The sequence below is a fragment of the Pseudomonas syringae genome, from assembly GCF_001698815.1.
GTDB classification, from domain to species: Bacteria; Pseudomonadota; Gammaproteobacteria; order Pseudomonadales; family Pseudomonadaceae; genus Aquipseudomonas; species Aquipseudomonas syringae_A.
The window spans coordinates 228681-245122 of the sequence record NZ_LGSI01000040.1; the positions used below are offsets into that span (position 1 = coordinate 228681).

The 16442-nt window shown below is 60.4% G+C and carries 14 protein-coding genes; 6 read left to right on the top strand and 8 right to left on the bottom strand.

What is annotated here, in order from left to right:
- Positions 1 to 156 precede the first annotated feature (156 nt).
- From AFK24_RS12355 to AFK24_RS12365, 3 genes are all read left to right on the top strand, one after another.
- Positions 157 to 762 carry a hypothetical protein gene (locus tag AFK24_RS12355; protein ID WP_065833500.1) on the top strand — a complete coding sequence of 202 codons (606 nt, stop codon included), beginning with the start codon at positions 157 to 159 and terminating at the stop codon, positions 760 to 762.
- Positions 763 to 895: 133 nt separating this feature from the next.
- A complete protein-coding gene (locus tag AFK24_RS12360) occupies positions 896 to 1519 on the top strand; it encodes a cytochrome b/b6 domain-containing protein (protein ID WP_065833501.1) in 624 nt (207 codons plus the stop codon).
- Positions 1512 to 2282: a molybdopterin-dependent oxidoreductase gene (locus tag AFK24_RS12365; protein WP_065833502.1), complete on the top strand. Its 771-nt coding sequence runs from the start codon at positions 1512 to 1514 to the stop codon at positions 2280 to 2282. The genes AFK24_RS12360 and AFK24_RS12365 overlap by 8 nt, the downstream gene beginning before the upstream one ends.
- Before the next feature lie 238 nt (positions 2283 to 2520).
- On the opposite strand, the gene efeO (AFK24_RS12370) is transcribed toward AFK24_RS12365, so the two are convergent.
- The 6 genes from efeO (AFK24_RS12370) to AFK24_RS12395 form a co-directional block, all read right to left on the bottom strand.
- Positions 2521 to 3345, bottom strand: a complete 825-nt coding sequence (gene efeO, locus AFK24_RS12370) for an iron uptake system protein EfeO (protein WP_065833503.1) — start codon at positions 3343 to 3345, stop codon at positions 2521 to 2523.
- A gap of 44 nt (positions 3346 to 3389) precedes the next feature.
- Positions 3390 to 4703, bottom strand: coding sequence for an iron uptake transporter deferrochelatase/peroxidase subunit (efeB, locus tag AFK24_RS12375; protein WP_065833504.1), 1314 nt, complete (start codon positions 4701 to 4703; stop codon positions 3390 to 3392).
- A gap of 172 nt (positions 4704 to 4875) precedes the next feature.
- A complete protein-coding gene (efeO, locus tag AFK24_RS12380; RefSeq protein WP_065833505.1) occupies positions 4876 to 6084 on the bottom strand; it encodes an iron uptake system protein EfeO in 1209 nt (402 codons plus the stop codon).
- A gap of 8 nt (positions 6085 to 6092) precedes the next feature.
- On the bottom strand, positions 6093 to 6956 hold the full coding sequence (efeU, locus tag AFK24_RS12385; protein ID WP_065833506.1) for an iron uptake transporter permease EfeU: 864 nt from the start codon (positions 6954 to 6956) through the stop codon (positions 6093 to 6095).
- Between the two features lie 272 nt (positions 6957 to 7228).
- Positions 7229 to 8386 carry a class C beta-lactamase gene (gene ampC, locus AFK24_RS12390; RefSeq protein WP_065833507.1) on the bottom strand — a complete coding sequence of 386 codons (1158 nt, stop codon included), beginning with the start codon at positions 8384 to 8386 and terminating at the stop codon, positions 7229 to 7231.
- 82 nt (positions 8387 to 8468) lie between these two features.
- On the bottom strand, positions 8469 to 9347 hold the full coding sequence (locus tag AFK24_RS12395) for a LysR family transcriptional regulator (protein ID WP_065833508.1): 879 nt from the start codon (positions 9345 to 9347) through the stop codon (positions 8469 to 8471).
- A 131-nt stretch (positions 9348 to 9478) separates the two neighbouring features.
- On the opposite strand from AFK24_RS12395, the gene AFK24_RS12400 reads away from it, so the two are divergent.
- From AFK24_RS12400 to AFK24_RS12410, 3 genes are read left to right on the top strand one after another with little or no spacing between them, the layout of a single operon-like run.
- The gene (locus tag AFK24_RS12400) at positions 9479 to 10771 is read left to right on the top strand and encodes a CitMHS family transporter (protein ID WP_065833509.1); all 1293 of its coding nucleotides are present in this window, start codon (positions 9479 to 9481) and stop codon (positions 10769 to 10771) included.
- A complete protein-coding gene (locus AFK24_RS12405; protein WP_065833510.1) occupies positions 10772 to 12136 on the top strand; it encodes an acyclic terpene utilization AtuA family protein in 1365 nt (454 codons plus the stop codon).
- Complete coding sequence (locus AFK24_RS12410; RefSeq protein ID WP_065833511.1) at positions 12133 to 12453, top strand: AtuA-related protein; 321 nt, start codon at positions 12133 to 12135, stop codon at positions 12451 to 12453. Before AFK24_RS12405 ends, AFK24_RS12410 begins: the two co-directional genes overlap by 4 nt.
- Before the next feature lie 156 nt (positions 12454 to 12609).
- Here AFK24_RS12410 and AFK24_RS12415 read toward each other — a convergent pair whose 3' ends face one another.
- The gene (locus tag AFK24_RS12415; RefSeq protein ID WP_065833512.1) at positions 12610 to 14550 is read right to left on the bottom strand and encodes a methyl-accepting chemotaxis protein; all 1941 of its coding nucleotides are present in this window, start codon (positions 14548 to 14550) and stop codon (positions 12610 to 12612) included.
- A 327-nt stretch (positions 14551 to 14877) separates the two neighbouring features.
- A complete protein-coding gene (locus AFK24_RS12420; protein WP_065833513.1) occupies positions 14878 to 16323 on the bottom strand; it encodes a SulP family inorganic anion transporter in 1446 nt (481 codons plus the stop codon).
- Positions 16324 to 16442 lie beyond the last annotated feature (119 nt).

The window sequence follows — 16442 nt, forward strand, 5'->3', positions numbered from 1 at the left end:
CAAGTGCTGGCGGGCTGTCGGTTACATTTTTGTCATTGATCCGGCTGCCGTGGCGAATGACAAAAACGTCATTCGCCGGTCATGGTTCAGTGCCGGTTGCGGGGTGATGATTGCGGTCTCAAATCTGCACATTCAAACCCTGCCAAGGAATCACTCATGAAGACTGCACTGTCCACTACGTTCGGCCTGCTGTTGCTCAGCGCCGCTGTCATGACCCAGGCCGCCGACATGCCGGTGGTCAAACCCATGCGCGGTACCGTCGACAGCGTCCAGGCCGATACTCTGAGCTATACCACTCGCGCCGGTCAGCACCAGACCATCACGCTCACTGACAAAACCGGCATCCGTCTGGTCTCCAAAGCCGATCTGGATTCGATCAAGGCCGACAGCTTCGTTGGTTCCGCCGCGATTCCCCAGGCCGACGGTTCGTTGAAGGCGCTGGAAGTCACGGTATTCGAAGCCAGTCTCAAAGGCAGCGGCGAAGGTCATTACGGCTGGGAAAACGCCGACGGCAGCACCGGCACCATGACCAATGGCACCGTTGGCAAGTTGTCCAAAGCCAATGGCCGCACCCTGACCGTGTTGTACAAAGGCGGAGAGAAGCAATTGGTCGTTCCCGAGGACGTGCCAATCGCCTATGTTGAACCGGGTCAGCGCAGCGAATTGAAAGCCGGCGCGAAGATCGTCCTGTTCCCGGCCGATGACGGCAAATCCGCCCGTGGCGTAGCGGTCGGCAAGGATGGTTTCACTCCGCCGATGTAGGCCTGTTCTCACTTGTCAAATCCCGTAGGACCGGCTTCAGCCGGGAGGGCAGCAGATGCAGCGTATGTACCGGCGTCCTCCCGGCTAAAGCCGGTCCTACGGGTTCAGTGCCAATACGCCCGGGAGATAAAAAATGAAAACCCGCAGCATCCATCCCTGGCCGGTGCGCCTGACCCACTGGATCAATGCCTTTGGCATGGTCGGCATGTTCATGAGCGGCTGGGCGATCTACAACGCGTCGCCGCTGTTCGGTTTCACCTTCCCCAAACAACTCACCCTGGGCGGTTGGCTCGGCGGTTCCATTGCCTGGCATTTTGCGGTGATGTGGTTGCTGGTCATCAACGGCCTGGCGTATGTGCTGTACGGCGTGTTCAGCCGCCACTTCAAGCGCGACCTGCTGCCGGTGCATGCCAGCGCGGTGAAGCGCGACGTGGTTGACGCCCTGCGTCTGCGTCTGGCTCATGAGCACGGCCGCTACAACTCGGTGCAGCGTCTGATGTATTGGTTGGTGCTGCTGATGGGCGTGCTGGTCGTACTGACCGGGCTGGCGATCTGGAAGCCCGTGCAGTTTCAGGAACTGGCCAGCCTGTTTGGCGGCTTTGATTTCGCGCGGTATGTGCATTTTGGCGCGATGGCGGCCATTGGCGCGTTTGTCATCGTTCATCTGGCGCTGGTGCTGATTGTGCCGCGCACCTTGCTGCCGATGATTACCGGCGGTAAGCGATCCATTGAAGACGGGGAGACTGGTCATGAATGACCCCAAGCCACGCCCGAGCCAACGCATCCGTCTGGAACCTGCGCAGCAGACGCAGTTGATCAACATCCAGCGCCGCTCGTTCCTGCGCGCCGGGCTGACCGTCGGCGCCATGTCGATGCTCACCGGCTGCAATCTGCAAGACGGCGATCAGGTCGACAAAGTGCTGTGGGCCATGTCGCGCTGGAATGACCGGGTGCAGGCCTGGCTGTTCAGCGGCCAGAAACTCGCGCCGACCTACAGCAAGGCGCAGCTGACTAATCCGTTCCCGTTCAACGCGTTTTATCCTGAGTACAACGTGCCGGATCTGGATATCTCCGACTACAAGCTGGCGGTGTCCGGGCTGGTGCGCGACAAGCAGTCGTGGAATCTGGACAGCCTGCGCAAACTACCCCAGCGCACCGACATCACCCGCTTGATCTGCATCGAAGGCTGGAGCGCCATCGGCCAATGGGGTGGCGTGCCATTGCGCACCTTCCTTGAGCATATTGGCGCTGACACCACCGCCAAATTCGTCGGCTTCAAATGCGCGGACCGTTATTACTCAAGCCTGGACATGCCCACGGCGTTGCACCCGCAAACGCTGCTGGCTCTGGATTTCGGTGAAGTGGCGCTGCCGCCGGACTATGGCTATCCGCTGCGCGTACGCGTGCCGACCAAACTGGGCTTCAAGAACCCCAAGCACATCGTCGAGCTGATCGTGACCAACGAGAACCCGGGCGGGTATTGGGAAGATCAGGGGTATAACTGGTTTAGCGGGGTGTAAGGCGGGGACATTCGTGGTGACGCATTTCGCGAACAAGCTCGCTCCTGAACATCCAACCACCGGTAGGAGGGGACTTGTCCCCGAATGCGATGGTTCTGACAACGAAAATCCGGAAGATTACCGCTGTCTGAACTATCGCCTTTCGGGGACAAGTCCCCTCCTACAGGGTGTCCAGCATGCTCATCGCAGAAACTTGTTCGCGAAAATTTTCAGAAGCGCTGCATCACTGACTGATGACTCAGTTCAAACCCAACTTGCCACGCAATGTGGACAAGTCTTCAGCCAGCGTATTGACCGGGCCAACCAGCGCCTTGCGATCGTTTTCCTTCACTTTGTCGTAAGTCTCGAAACCGCCATCCTTGGTTTTGTACTTGGCCAGGATCTTGTCCACGGTGGCGAAGTTCTTGTCGACCTTGGCAGCGAAGACTTTGTCGGACTTCTCGATTTGCGGGCGGAACAGGTCGACGATTTTCTTCGCGCCGTCAATGTTGCCCTGGAAGTCATACAGATCGGTGTGGCTGTAACGGTCTTCTTCACCGGAAATCTTCGTTGCTGCAACTTCTTCAAGCAGCGCAGCGGCACCACCGACAACTTTCTCTGGCGGGAAAGTCAGGCCAGAAACGCGGGTTTCCAGGTCGTTCACATCAGCCATCAGCTTGTCAGCAATCGGGCCTTGGTCCTTGGTGGTGTTCTGCGAGAACAGCGCGTATTCCAGGCGATGGAAACCGGTGAAATCTTCAGCGTTCACACCTTTCTCGTGGTCATCGACGCGCGAGTCGATAGAAGCGTCGAGGTCGCTGAACAGCTCAGCCATCGGCTCGATTTCTTCGTAGAACACACGGGTTGGCGCGTACAGCTTCTTGGCCGTTGCCAGGTCGCCTTTCTTCACTGCGTCGGTGAATTTCTGGGTGTGGCTGACCAGCTCGCCAATCTGCTCGGTAACGTAGATTTTGTAGTCCGACACCGGCCCTACCAGGTCAAGCGGCGCGGTCGCGGCGAAAGCCGACAATGGGGTCTGAAGCAAACCAACGGTGAGCAGCAACGCAAAAGGCAACTTTTTCATAAGACTCTTCCTGTTGAGGTGGTAGGGGCAGTTTTTGTGAAAATTCACGCAGTTTTAGTGGCAGTGGCCGACGCCTGGAGTAGCGAGCGACCAATGAAATCCTGAGTGCCGATAACGCCGGGCAAGGTGAAGAAATAACCGCCGCCGACGGGCTTGAGGTATTCCTCCAGCGGCTCGCCGTTGAGGCGGGTCTGCACGGTGATGAAGCCTTTTTCCAGATCGGACTGGTAACAAATGAACAGCAGACCCATGTCGAGCTGACCGTTCTTGTTGACGCCGTTGGAGTAGTTGAACGGGCGACGCAGGATCAGGTTGCGCTGGGTTTCGGCGGTACGCGGATTCGCCAGGCGAATATGCGAATCGAGCTTGGTCTTCTTGCCGTGCGGGTCGGCAACGTAGTTCGGCACGTCGGTTTCGACCTTGCCGTCCATGGGCGCGCCCGTGGTTTTGACCCGGCCGAAAATCGCTTCCTGTTCCTGCAATGGCGTGCGGTCCCAGCGTTCGACGAAATTGCGAATGATGCGCACCGCCTGATAGCTGCCATTGGCGGCCCAGCTCGGTTCGTCACTGCCGGGCTGCACCCAGACCAGCTCGTTCATGGCTTTCTGATCGTTGGAATCGGGGTTGGCCGAACCGTCCCGGAAGCCCAGGAAATTACGTGCGCTTTCCGGTGGCTGGTCCGGTTTTTTCGGCGCTTGCGGCGGCACCGTGCCTTCTTGCTTCCAGCGCACCAGCAGCAAGTCCGGCAGGTTTTTCACGATGTCGCGCAGGGCGTGAATGTTGCTGTCGGCGCTGTTGGCGCAGAACTGAATGCTCAGGTCGCCGTGGCAGCTGTCAGCTTCCAGTGCGTCATTGGGAAAACCAACCATGCGGCTCAGGCGCTTGGGCTTGACCGCTTCAAGGCCGAAACGCTCGTCGAACAGCGATTCGCCCACGGAAACGGTGATGGTCAGGTTGTCCGGCGTGACGACCGGGCCGAGGATGCCGGAGTCCACCGGCGGAAACTTCGGATCGACCTCAGGCACCGGGCCGCCGGTCATCAGGAAGGCGATGCGCTCGTTCAGCGTGCGGAACAGGCGCTCCAGGTCTTCCCGGTCGGCGGCCAGCACGTCGAAAGCCACCAGCATGCCCGAGGCCGGGCGCGGGTTGACGATACCGGTCTGATGCACGCCGAAAAACGGGTTGCGGTCTTCGGTCTTTTCGCTTTTCGGCGCTTCGGTTACTTGCGCCGGGGCGGCGGCCAGGACGTTGCCGCTCAGGCTGCTGCCCGCCAGCGCCGCACCTGCCGCGCCGAGGCCCAGCAGGACGCGGCGACGTTGGGCGGATTGTGGGGCGTTGCTGTTGTCTGAGTCGTTCATGGCTGTTTTCTTTGCTCGCTATCTGAAGGCGAAACCAGGACCGTAGGACCGGCTTTAGCCGGGAGAGCGGTGTTCCATATCCCGCATTCGCATCAGTTGTACCGACGTTCTCCCGGCTAAAGCCGGTCCTACAGCGACCATGGCATCTCGTAAATCACCGCAGTGGCATCAATTAAAGGCCCGACAGGCCGAGTGCTGGATCGATTCCTTCGAGTGCATCCGCCAATGCCTTGGCGTGGTCGGCGATCAGCTTGCGCTGGTCGGCGTTGACCTGATCGTAGGCGCGGTAGCCGCCATCGGTTTTCAGGCCGTTGAGTTCGGTGTCCAGTACAGCGGCGGCGCCATCGATTTTCTGCACCAACTCGCCGGAGTTCTTCGCCAGCAGCGGACGAATCAGATCGACCACCTTGCGCGTGCCTTCCAGGTTGGCGGCGAAGCCGTTGAGGTCCAGATGGCTGTAACGCTCTTCTTCGCCGTTGCTGCGGATTTCGGCCAGGCTGCGCATGTTGCGGGTGATGATGCTCGCCAGTTGCTCGGGCGCCATGTTCTGCGCCAGCAACTGCTGCTTGAGGGTGGTGACGTCGGCTTGCAGGCGTTGCGCAATCGGTGCCAGGCCGTCGACGGTTTTCTTGTCGAACAGCGCGTATTCCAGGCGATGGAAGCCGCTGAAACCTGGGTCCTGCTCGCGTTTCTCGTAGTAATCGGCGCGGGCGTTGATGGCGTTGTCCAGCTCGGACAAGCGCTGCGCAGCCGGGGCGATACGCTGATAAGCAGCGCGGGCCGGGGCGTAAGCGGCTTGCGCGGCGCTGAGGTCGCCGGCTTCGATGGCTTGCTGCAACGCCGTTACGGCCTTGATCAGCGCCGAGCCTTGCATGCTCAGGTAGACGCGGTATTCGGACAGCGGGCCAATGAACGCCACCATCGATGGGCGAGCCTTGGCGTTGGCGTCGGATTCCGCTGTCGGCGTGACGTGCAGCGTGCCACGCGGGTTGCTCAGCAGGCCGCAGGTGATCGCGTAATCACCCGGCAGCAGGTTGGCGTTGATCACCTGGCTCAGGCCCGGTGCGATGTTTTCCCGTTCTTCGACCACCAGCACGCCATCAAGGATTTCCCATTCGACAGCCCGCTCGGAGCGGTTGACGATGCGAAAAGCGTTCTTGCCCGCGGCAACGGTGAGGTCATTGGGCTCGCAAGCGTGAGCATGAATGGTGACCACGGTTTCCGCATTGGTATTGGCGGCGCGTTTTTTCATGGCGTTCTGCGAGGCGTAATAGAACATCCCGCCCGCAGCGATCATGACGACCACCGAGCCGGCGACGGCCAATCGCAAGGCGCGGGGAGGCTTGGCTTTCTCTGAAAGCCCTGTTGGACGATTCGACATGTGTGCCCTTATTCGTTCGTAGCTGAAGAGGGGTGCGGATGCGCGGGCCGGGTGGGCAGACTCACCACCGGGGCGCTGGGCATGAAGAACAGCACCAGCGCGAGGACCAGGTAAATCACATACACACTGAGGGTGCTGACGGTTGGCGCATCCTGATAACCGAACATGCCTGCCAGAACCGAACCGGTGGGTCCGTCCATTGGCAGCGTGGCGCTGAAGTCGAAGACCACGGTCTGTAGGTGATTCCAGATCCCGGCTTCATGCAGCGCTTGCACCGAGTTGGCCAGAATCCCGGCGGCAACCACCAGAATGAACAAGCCGGTCCAGCGGAAAAACAGGCTGAGGTTCAGGCGCATGCTGCCGCTGTAGATGGCAAAACCCACGGCAATCGCGATGATCAGGCCGAGCAGGGCACCCAAAGGTGCGCCGGGGCCTTCGCTTTGCTGGAAGACGGCGAGCAGGAAGAACACGGTTTCCAGGCCTTCACGGGCCACGGCGAAAAACACCATGGCGATCAACGCGTAGGTCTGGTTTTTCGAACCGGCGAGGGCGGCATCCAGGGACATGTGCAATGAGTGCTTGATCGAACGAGCGACCTTGCGCATCCAGAACACCATGGAACTGAGGATGCCTACGGCGACAAGACCGACGACACCTTCGAACAATTCCTGCTGTTTCTGCGGGAATTCGGCGCTGACCATTTCCAGGCCGCCACCGACGAACAGCGCCAGTGCAGCAGCGAGGAAAACCCCAATCCACACGGCGGGCATCCACTCCCCGCGACCGGTCTGTCTCAGATAACTGGCGATGATGCCAACGATAAGCGCGGCTTCAATCCCTTCGCGCAGCATGATCAAAAAAGGAACGAGCATGTTTCACCAAGGTTTTTTTGCTGTAGGCTGATTCGTTTCAGCGGATCAGAAAGTCTCTGATGTCTGAAACAATGCGTAACATAATGATACTCATTATTGAATGCGTATAGTTGTTTTTTTGATTCCGATCAGTTTCGCATTCTCGTTCAGGAAGGGTTCAGGCGGGATTCGGACGCAGATACGTTGGAACGAGGTTTGCCCGCGAATCGGAATTTCGGCCGACAGATTCGTTGTATGAAAATGACGCCTTCGCGGGCAATCTCCAACGGGGCTTATAAAACGCTCAAAATCCCATACGCCAACTTCACCCGCGCTTCATTGGGGTAATTCCTGTTGGCGAGGATCACGATGCCGGTCTTCTTCTCAGGCACAAACGCCACGTAACCGCCAAAGCCATTTGTTGAACCGGTCTTGTTGATCCAGGCGTTTGGCGGGGGGGCGATGGGCGGACTGATCGTCTGGACGGGTTGGGTCTCGTAAGCCATTTTGTTGGAGTTGCTATCCAGCAAAGTTTCCAGTGGCACCGGGTAAGGGTATTGCTCCCAGACCAGTGCCTGAGTCATCGCGCCCACTTTGAAATAACCCGCATGCGTCTGTGCCAGCGCCTGTTTGATCGGCTCGTCGACCTGGGTCATGGCCATATTTGCCTCGACGAAATGCAGCATGTCCCTGGCACTGGATTTGAGGCCATAAGCTTCGGCACCGAGCACGCCGCCTTGCAGGCGGACCGGTTGATCCAGTTTGTTGTAGCCCTGGGCATACGCCGACATTTTGCTCGCGGGCACATTCAGCCAGGTGTTGCTCAGCCCCAATTTAGGCAGCAATTGCTGCTCCATCGCCTGTTCAAACGGCAGGTGCATGGCCGTGGCGGTGATCATCCCGAGCATGCCGATGCTCGGGTTGGCGTAAGTCCGTTTGCTGCCCGCGGGGTATTGCGGTTGCCAGGCCTGCAAATAATCCATCAGCTGTTCGGTGTTCTGTACGGTGTCCGGCACTTGCAACGGAAAGCCGCCAGCGGTGTGGGTGCCCAGATTCATCAAGGTCACTTGGTCGAACGCGCTGCCTTTGAGTCGGGGCAGGTATTTTCCCGGATGGTCGTTCAGGGACAGCTGGCCGTTGACCTGGGCGAGGGTCGCCAAGGTTGCGGTGAGGGTTTTGCTGATCGAGCCGAGTTCGAACAACGTATCGCTGCTGACGTTGGCCTGGGTGTCCTTCGACGCGACACCAAAGTTGTAAAAGTGCTGCTGACCATCAACGGTGAGCGCAATTGCAAGTCCGGGAATCTTGTACTGCTGCATGACCGCCTTGGCGGCATCGTTCACTGCGGTGTCGAGTCTGGCGGGGTCGGCAGCGGCCATGGCCACGCCGCCAAACACCAGGGTGCACGCCGCAATCAACAGTCGGGTGCAGGAGGGGTAAATCGCGGACATCCAGGTTTCCTCGGTTCATGAGTCGAAGTAGTCGGGCATGCAGCCTATTGAGTCCGGCGAAGGCGGCTCAATAAACCTTCTATCACAAAATATTTCCCATCAGTTCCACGAAGCGTTGCGCGGCCGGGCTCAGGTTCTGGTTGCTGCGGGTGATCAAGCCTATTTCCCGGCTGACCCCCGGATGATCCACCGGCACCCGGACCAGATCGCCACGGCCTTCATCGGCCGACTCCGGCAGCAACGTCATGCCCAGCCCCTGGCGAACCAGTGCCAGAACCGTCGACATGTAGTTGGCTTCCAGCCCCGGTACCAGTTCCAGCTGTTCTTCGGCGAACAACTGCTCCACACGTTCGCGCACGCTGCTGTCGCGGCCGGTCAGGATAATCGGCTGGCCGGCCAGCGCTGCGAGTTTGATCGACGCGTGTCTGGCCAGCGGATGCGCGTGCGGCACAAACAGGCACAGGCGATCGGTCATCACTACCTGAAAGTCCAGGCCGTGACTCATCCGGGCTTTGACGCCGAGGCCAAAATCCACTTCGCCCTCACGGACCAGCGCATCAATGCGCTGCGCAACTACATCCCGCAGACGAACTTCGACGCCGGGAAACTGCTCGCGAAATTGGCGCAACACCGGCGGCAATGCGCCGGAACACAAGGAGGGCAGGGCGGCAATGGTCACCACGCCACGCCGCAGGGCGGCCAGATCCCGAGAGCCGGCGACAATGTTGTCCAGATCCAGCAGCAATTTTTCCATGGGCCGCAGATTGTTCTGCCCGGCAGCCGTGAGGCTGACATGGCGCGGGCTGCGCTCCAGGAGCGTTACGCCGAGCCATTCTTCCAATTGCTGGATCTGCACGGTCAGTGCCGACGGCGACAGGTTCAGCTCCAGCGCCGCTTTGGCGAAGCTGCCGCTGTGGGCTACGGCGAGGAAGGCGCGGATGTGCTGAATGGAATTCTTCATTTTGTTTTTCCGAATGCAGGACGCTGAACATTTCAATTTACAAAGCTTACCTGTGTTTTCAATACTCGTTGAAAACAACAACAGCTCATCTCGCCGCGCCAGTGGTCAGGGATGACGAACAGGAAGTCCCTATGCTCGCCACCCTCGGTGTCATCACCATTCTCTGTTTACTCGCCGCCGTCATGAGTAAACGCCTTTCGCCCCTTGTTGCACTCATCGCCTTGCCGATCATCGCCGCCTTGCTCGGTGGATTCGGCCTGCAAACCAGCGCCTTCATCATTACCGGCATCAAGAACGTTGCGCCGGTGGTGGGCATGTTCGTCTTTGCGATCCTGTTTTTCGGAGTCATGACCGACGCCGGCATGCTCGACCCGATCATCGACCGCATCCTGCGCACCGTCGGTACGCGGCCGACGCGCATCGTGATGGGCACCGCGCTGTTGGCGCTGCTGGTGCACCTTGACGGATCGGGGGCCGTGACCTTTCTGGTGACCATCCCGGCCATGCTGCCCTTGTATACGCGGCTGGGCATGGATAAACGGATTCTCGCCTGCGTCACGGCGATGGCCGCCGGGGTGAATTTCCTGCCCTGGACCGGCCCGGTTCTGCGCTCTTCTGCGGCTTTGCATGTGCCGGTGGCGGACCTGTTCCAGCCGCTGATCCCGGTGCAGATCGTTGGCCTGATATTTGTCTTCACCTGCGTCTGGTTCCTGGGCCGTCGCGAAGAAAAACGGCTCGGTCTCGGTGCTGGCGCCAACGTGGATGTGGTGCCGCAACGGGTGCTTAGCGAGCACGAAGAAATTCTGCGTCGCCCCCGTTTGTTCTGGCTGAACCTGGTGCTGACCATCGCCGTGATGGGCGTGATGATTTCCGGGATTGTCGATCCGGTGGTGATGTTCATGCTCGGTACGGTGCTGGCGCTGTGCATCAACTACCCCAACGTCGACGCCCAACGTGCGCGCATCGATGCTCACGCCAAAACCGCCCTGACCATGGCCAGTATTCTGCTGGCGGCCGGGGTATTCACCGGGATCATGCAAGGCACCGGCATGCTCAAGGCTATGGCCGAAGTAGCCGTTGCGCAGATTCCCGCAGGTCACGGCAAGTTGATTCCGATGGTGGTGGGTTTCCTGTCCATGCCGCTGAGCATGCTGTTCGACCCGGATTCGTTTTATTTCGGCGTGATGCCGGTGATTGCCGAAGTCGGCAAGGCCTTGGGTGTTGATCCGCTGCAGGTCGCCCAAGCGTCGCTGCTGGGCGTACACACCACCGGCTTCCCGGTCAGTCCGCTGACCCCGGCCACTTTCCTGCTGGTGGGCCTGTGCAAAATCGAACTGGCCGATCACCAGCGTTTCACCATCCCTTTCCTGTTCGCGGCTTCGGTGTTGATGACCCTGACCGCACTGCTTCTGGGAGTGTTCTAAATGAAAACCCTACGTATCGGCTCCGGCGCCGGCTATTCCGGCGATCGCATCGAGCCTGCCGTCGAGCTGGCCGAACACGGCGAGCTGGATTACCTGATCTTCGAATGCCTGGCTGAGCGCACCATCGCTCTGGCCCAGCAGGCACGCCTGAGCGATCCCGAATCCGGCTATGACCCGCTGCTCAGCGAACGCATGCGCCGGGTACTGCCCTTTGTCGGGCGCGGTGCCGAGGGTCAGCGTCGTCGTTTGCGGATTATCACCAACATGGGCGCGGTCAATCCGCTGGCGGCGGCCCGGGAAGTGCGACGGATCGCCGCCGAACTGGGCTTGCCTGGCTTGAAGGTTGCGGCCTTGACCGGGGACGATGTGCTGGCTGCCTTGCGGGCCAATCCCGAGCAATTGCTGGATAACGGCGCATCCCTCGGATCCCTGGGCGAACGGCTGATTTCCGCCAACGCCTACCTGGGCGCCGAAGGTATCGTCGAGGCGTTGCAGGCCGATGCGGATGTGGTGATTACCGGCCGGGTCGCCGATCCTTCATTGTTTCTCGCGCCGCAGTTGTTCGAATTCGGCTGGGCCGAGGACGACTGGACCTTGTTGGGACGCGGCACGGCGGTCGGGCATTTACTGGAATGCGCGGGGCAGATCAGCGGCGGCTATTTTGCCGATCCTGGCTACAAGGACGTGCCCGATCTGGCGCGGCTGGGCTTCCCGTTGGCAGAAGTGGATGCCTCGGGCGCCGCAGTGATCAGCAAAGTGGCAGGCTCCGGCGGGCGCATCGATACCGCGACCTGCACCGAGCAGCTGATCTACGAAGTTCACGATCCGGCGGCGTATTTGACGCCGGACGTCAGCGCGGATTTTTCCGGGGTATCGTTCTCGGTCCTGGGTGTGGATCAGGTTAGGGTCAGCGGCGCTGATGGCCGCGCACGACCGCAAACCTTGAAGGTCTCGGTGGGCTATCTCGATGGCTGGATCGGCGAAGGGCAGATTTCCTACGGCGGTCCCGGCGCATTGGCTCGGGCCCGGTTGGCGCGGGACGTGGTGCTGGAGCGCCTGAAACTCATGGGCGTGGTTTACGACGACATACGCGCCGAGTTGATAGGTGTGGATGCCTTGCATGGTGGCGAATTGGGTTCGCGTGTGACCAGCGAGCCCTGGGAAGTCCGACTGCGAGTTGCCGCCCGCTGCGCCGACAAGGCCGAAGCAGTGCGCGTCGGCAATGAAGTGGAAACCCTCTACACCAACGGCCCGTATGGCGGCGGCGGGGCGACCAAGGGTTTGCGGCAGGTGGTGGCGGTGGCGTCGCTGTTCGTGCCACGCACCGCCGTTACGCCGACTGTGCATCTGGAGCAAACACCATGAACGAACCGATCAAGCTGCGCGAACTGGCCCATTCCCGGACCGGTGACAAGGGCGATACCTCGAACATTTCGGTGATCGCCTATCGCGCTGAAGACTTTTCCCGCCTGCGTGACGCCTTGAGCGTCGAACGAGTAACCGCCCACTTCGCCGAACTCCTCGATCCGACGGCTGGCCCGGTGCGGCGTTATGAACTGCCCAATGTGCACGCTCTGAATTTCGTCCTGCCCGGCATCCTGCGCGGCGGCGTCACCCGCTCCCTGGCGCTGGACGCCCACGGCAAAGCCTTGGGCGCAGCGTTGCTGGATATCAAAGTTTGACACCGCCTCAACGAATCACCGGTCCTGTAGGAGCCGAGCTTGCTCGCGATGAACGATGACGCGGTATGTCTGGCCCACCGAGGTGTCTGATTCGCGGGCAAGGTGGATCGCCACCCCGGTCGCTCCAACGAGGCCGTGATCCAATTCCGTCTGGCGCTACAACTTAAACCGCGCCATCTGCGACGCCAGGTGTTCGGCTTTTTCCGACAGTTTCAGGCAGTCCGCGCGGCAGTTTTGCACGTCCTGAGCGGTGGATTGCGCCAGGTCGGCGATGCCTTGCACGTTGCGGTTTATCTCTTCGGTAACGGTGCTTTGTTCTTCGGTGGCGGCGGCGACCTGGTGGTTGCGGTCGGTGAGTTCCTCCACGTGCCCGGCAATCGCGTCCAGTGAATTGCCGGTGCGGCGGCTGGCTTCCACGCCGGTGCCAGTCGCGGCCTGGCCGGCGCGCATCGAGTTGACGGCCTGATCCGCACCGGTCTTGAGTTCACCCATCATCTGCTGGATCTCGGTGGTCGCGCTTTGCGTGCGTCCGGCCAGCGTGCGCACTTCATCGGCGACCACCGCAAAGCCACGGCCCATCTCGCCGGCGCGGGCGGCTTCGATGGCGGCGTTCAACGCCAGCAGGTTGGTCTGCTCGGAAATGCTGCGGATCACCGTCAACACCTGATCGATGGTGGCAATCTGCGTCGCGAGGATCTCCACGGCGCCGGCCGCGCTGCCGACGCTGTCGGACATGCCCTGGATATGGGTGATCGACTGGCCGACGATCTGTTTGGCGGACATCGCCTCTTGATGCGTATTGCGTGAAACATCCGCCGCCGCACCGGCATTGCGGGCGATTTCCTGCACGGTCAGGCCCATTTCATGCACAGCGGTGGCGACCATATCGGTCATCTGCTGTTGCTGGATCGCACGTGTCGAAGTGCTGTCGACGACCCGCGCGACGTCCACCACGCTGTGCCGCAGTTGCTCGCTGGTTTGCAGCGCATCGCCGATCAACAGGCGCATGCTGGCGACGAAACGATTGAAACCGCGAGCCAGGTCGCCCAGTTCGTTTTCCCGGTGATCATCGAGGCTGCGGGTCAGATCGCCTTCGCCGCCGCCAATATCGATCAGCGCGTTGGTGACCTGACGAATCGGCCGCACGATGCCGCGCGCCATCCACACCACAAAGCCGAGGAACACCAGCACCACGGCAAGGCTGATCGCCGAGATGATCGTCAGCGCGTCTTTCGCCGGGCCATACACCTCGGCCAGGGGAACCTCGCTGACCAGCGTCCAGCCCAGGGACTGCACCGGTTCGGCGACCGCCACGTAAGCCTTGCCGTCACGCTGGAATTCCAGCGCCGTGCTCGGCCCGCTACCCTTGCTCAACAAGGCCTTGGCCGAGTCGGCACCGACCAGTTGCTCAAGGGTCTGCCGATCATTGAAATCGGCATTGGGATGCACCTTGATCTTGCCGTCGGCGCTGACCAGATACACCTGGCCCTGCTGACCAAAGTGGAAGTCGCGGACCATCTGCGACAGCGCGGTCATGCTGAAACCCAGCCCCGCAACGCCGACCACTGTGCCGTTGTTTTCGATGCGCTGGTTGATGAACAGCGTCGGCACCTTGGTGCTTTTATCGATATCGATTTCCAGCGAGCGCTGCTTGCCGCTGTCGAGAAAGCCGTAGAACCAGGCGTTCTCCGCCGCGCCCCTTTGCAGGGTGCGATCCACGCCGTTGTTGGTGAAGTAATGGCCGCTATCCTTGGCGACAATAAAGGTGGTCAGCGCGTTGTGCTGTTGCTTGATCTTCGCCAGATATCGAATGAAAGCCGGTTGCTGGGCAGCGTCTTCACCGGCGCCGAGCCATTCAGCGACCAAGGTGTTGTCGGCGATATCACTGGCTGCGGTGAGCGGCGCGGCGAGCAGGCGTTCCAGATCATTGCGGATGGCTTCGACGCTGGCCGGCATGGCTTGTTGCAGCAGATAACGGTCGGTCAGTTTGTTAAGGGCAAAGGCATAAATCGCGATGACGATCAGGCTGCTGATCACCAACGCGGCGCCCATGCTCAGGGTCAATTGCCACTGAATACTTTTTCGCCAGACAGGCATAGATAACTCCACGGAAAACTGCGCGCACGCAACCACGGTTAAGGGATAGCAACGTAGAGCAATAAGCGCGCCAGAAAGTTGATCATTCGGTCAGTTTGTGACAATTGGCCGGTATGCAGGAGCGCTGTTTGTCAGGCTCGGAGAAGGTCAGAGATCTGCCAGTTCGACCGGCTCGACGTGATTTCTATGCAGCTTGGCCCGATACAACGCCTTGTCAGCGGTGCGCAACCGGTCAATGAAATGCTGGGCCTGCTCGATAGTGGTGCCGGGAACTGAGCAGCAACGCTGCTATGCCCTCAGTCGCATGTGGCAGCAGTTTCCTTCACATCAATGTGCCTGCATTCCAGCACGCTTGAGCAATTGCTTGCAACGTTCCGACAGATGCACCACGCGCAGATGCTTGCCAGCCTTGCTGTAGCGCTCGCGCAAGGTCTTGAGTGCGGCGATGGCCGAGTAATCGACGAAACTCAGATGACGACAGTCCAGCGTCACCTGTTGCGGGTCGTCGCCAGGGTTGAACTGGTTCAGAAAAGGCGTGGTGGAGGCGAAGAACAGCGTGCCGTGCAGCTTATATAGCTTGCTGCCATCGGGCTCCAGATGCGTATCGGCATAGAGTTCCCGGGCTTGCTGCCAGGCGAAGTTGATCGCGGCGATGACAATCCCGAACAGCACCGCTGTGGCGAGATCGGTAAACACCGTCACGATGGTCACGGCAATGATCGCCAGCACATCGTTGACCGGCACTTTGTGCAGCACGCGCAACGAGGCCCAAGCGAAGGTTTGCTGAGATACCACGAACATCACGCCGACCAGCGCCGCCAAGGGGATTTCTTCGATCAGCGGCGACAGAAACAGCACGAACATCAGGATCATCACCCCGGCGACGATTCCGGACAGCCGTCCGCGCCCACCGGAATTGAGGTTGATGACGGTCTGGCCGATCATCGCGCAACCGCCCATGCCGCCGCACACGCCGGACGCCATGTTCGCCACGCCCAACGCAATGCACTCGCGATCCGGCTGGCCGGCGCTTTCAGTGATCTCGTCGGTGAGGTTGAGGGTCAGCAGGGTTTCCAGCAATCCCACCAGCGCCATCAATACCGCGTAAGGCGCGATGATGCGTAGCGTTTCCAGGTTCCACGGCACTTGCGGCAAGGCCAGGCTCGGCAGGCCACCGGCGATATGCGCCATATCGCCCAGCGTGCGGGTTGGCAGGTCGAGCAGGTAAACCAGCAGGCCAACGCCAAGAATCGCCACCAAAGCGGGCGGCGCGGCGCGGGTCAGGCGCGGCAGCAGGTAAACGATGGCCATGGTCAGCGCGACCAGGCCGACCATCAAATACAGCGGCATACCGCTGAGCCAGGTTTCGCCGGTCTTGAAATGCTCCAGTTGCGCCAAAGCGATGACAATTGCCAGGCCGTTGACGAAACCGAGCATCACCGGGTACGGCACCAGACGGATCAGTTTGCCCAGCCGCAGCAGGCCGAAAAACACCATCAACAGGCCGCCCAGCAGCACCGTGGCCAGCAAATACTGCACGCCGTGCTGCACCACCAACGCGATGATCACTACCGCCATCGAACCCGCCGCACCGGAAATCATCCCCGGCCGGCCACCGAACAGCGCGGTCAGGGTGCAGATGATGAATGCGCCATATAGGCCCATCAGCGGGTTGAGATGGGCGACGAGGGCGAAGGCGATGCACTCCGGCACCAAGGCAAAGGAAGTGGTGAGTCCGGCCAGGACATCGGCACGCATACGAGCTGGTTTCATGATTTACCTGAAGTGCATGGCGCTCTGGTCAGCGGCCAACGACGCAAAAGAGGGGATGTTACGGAATGTGACGCGGGTCGACCAGCGGGTTGGAAGGCTTTATGTGGGAGCGAGCTTGC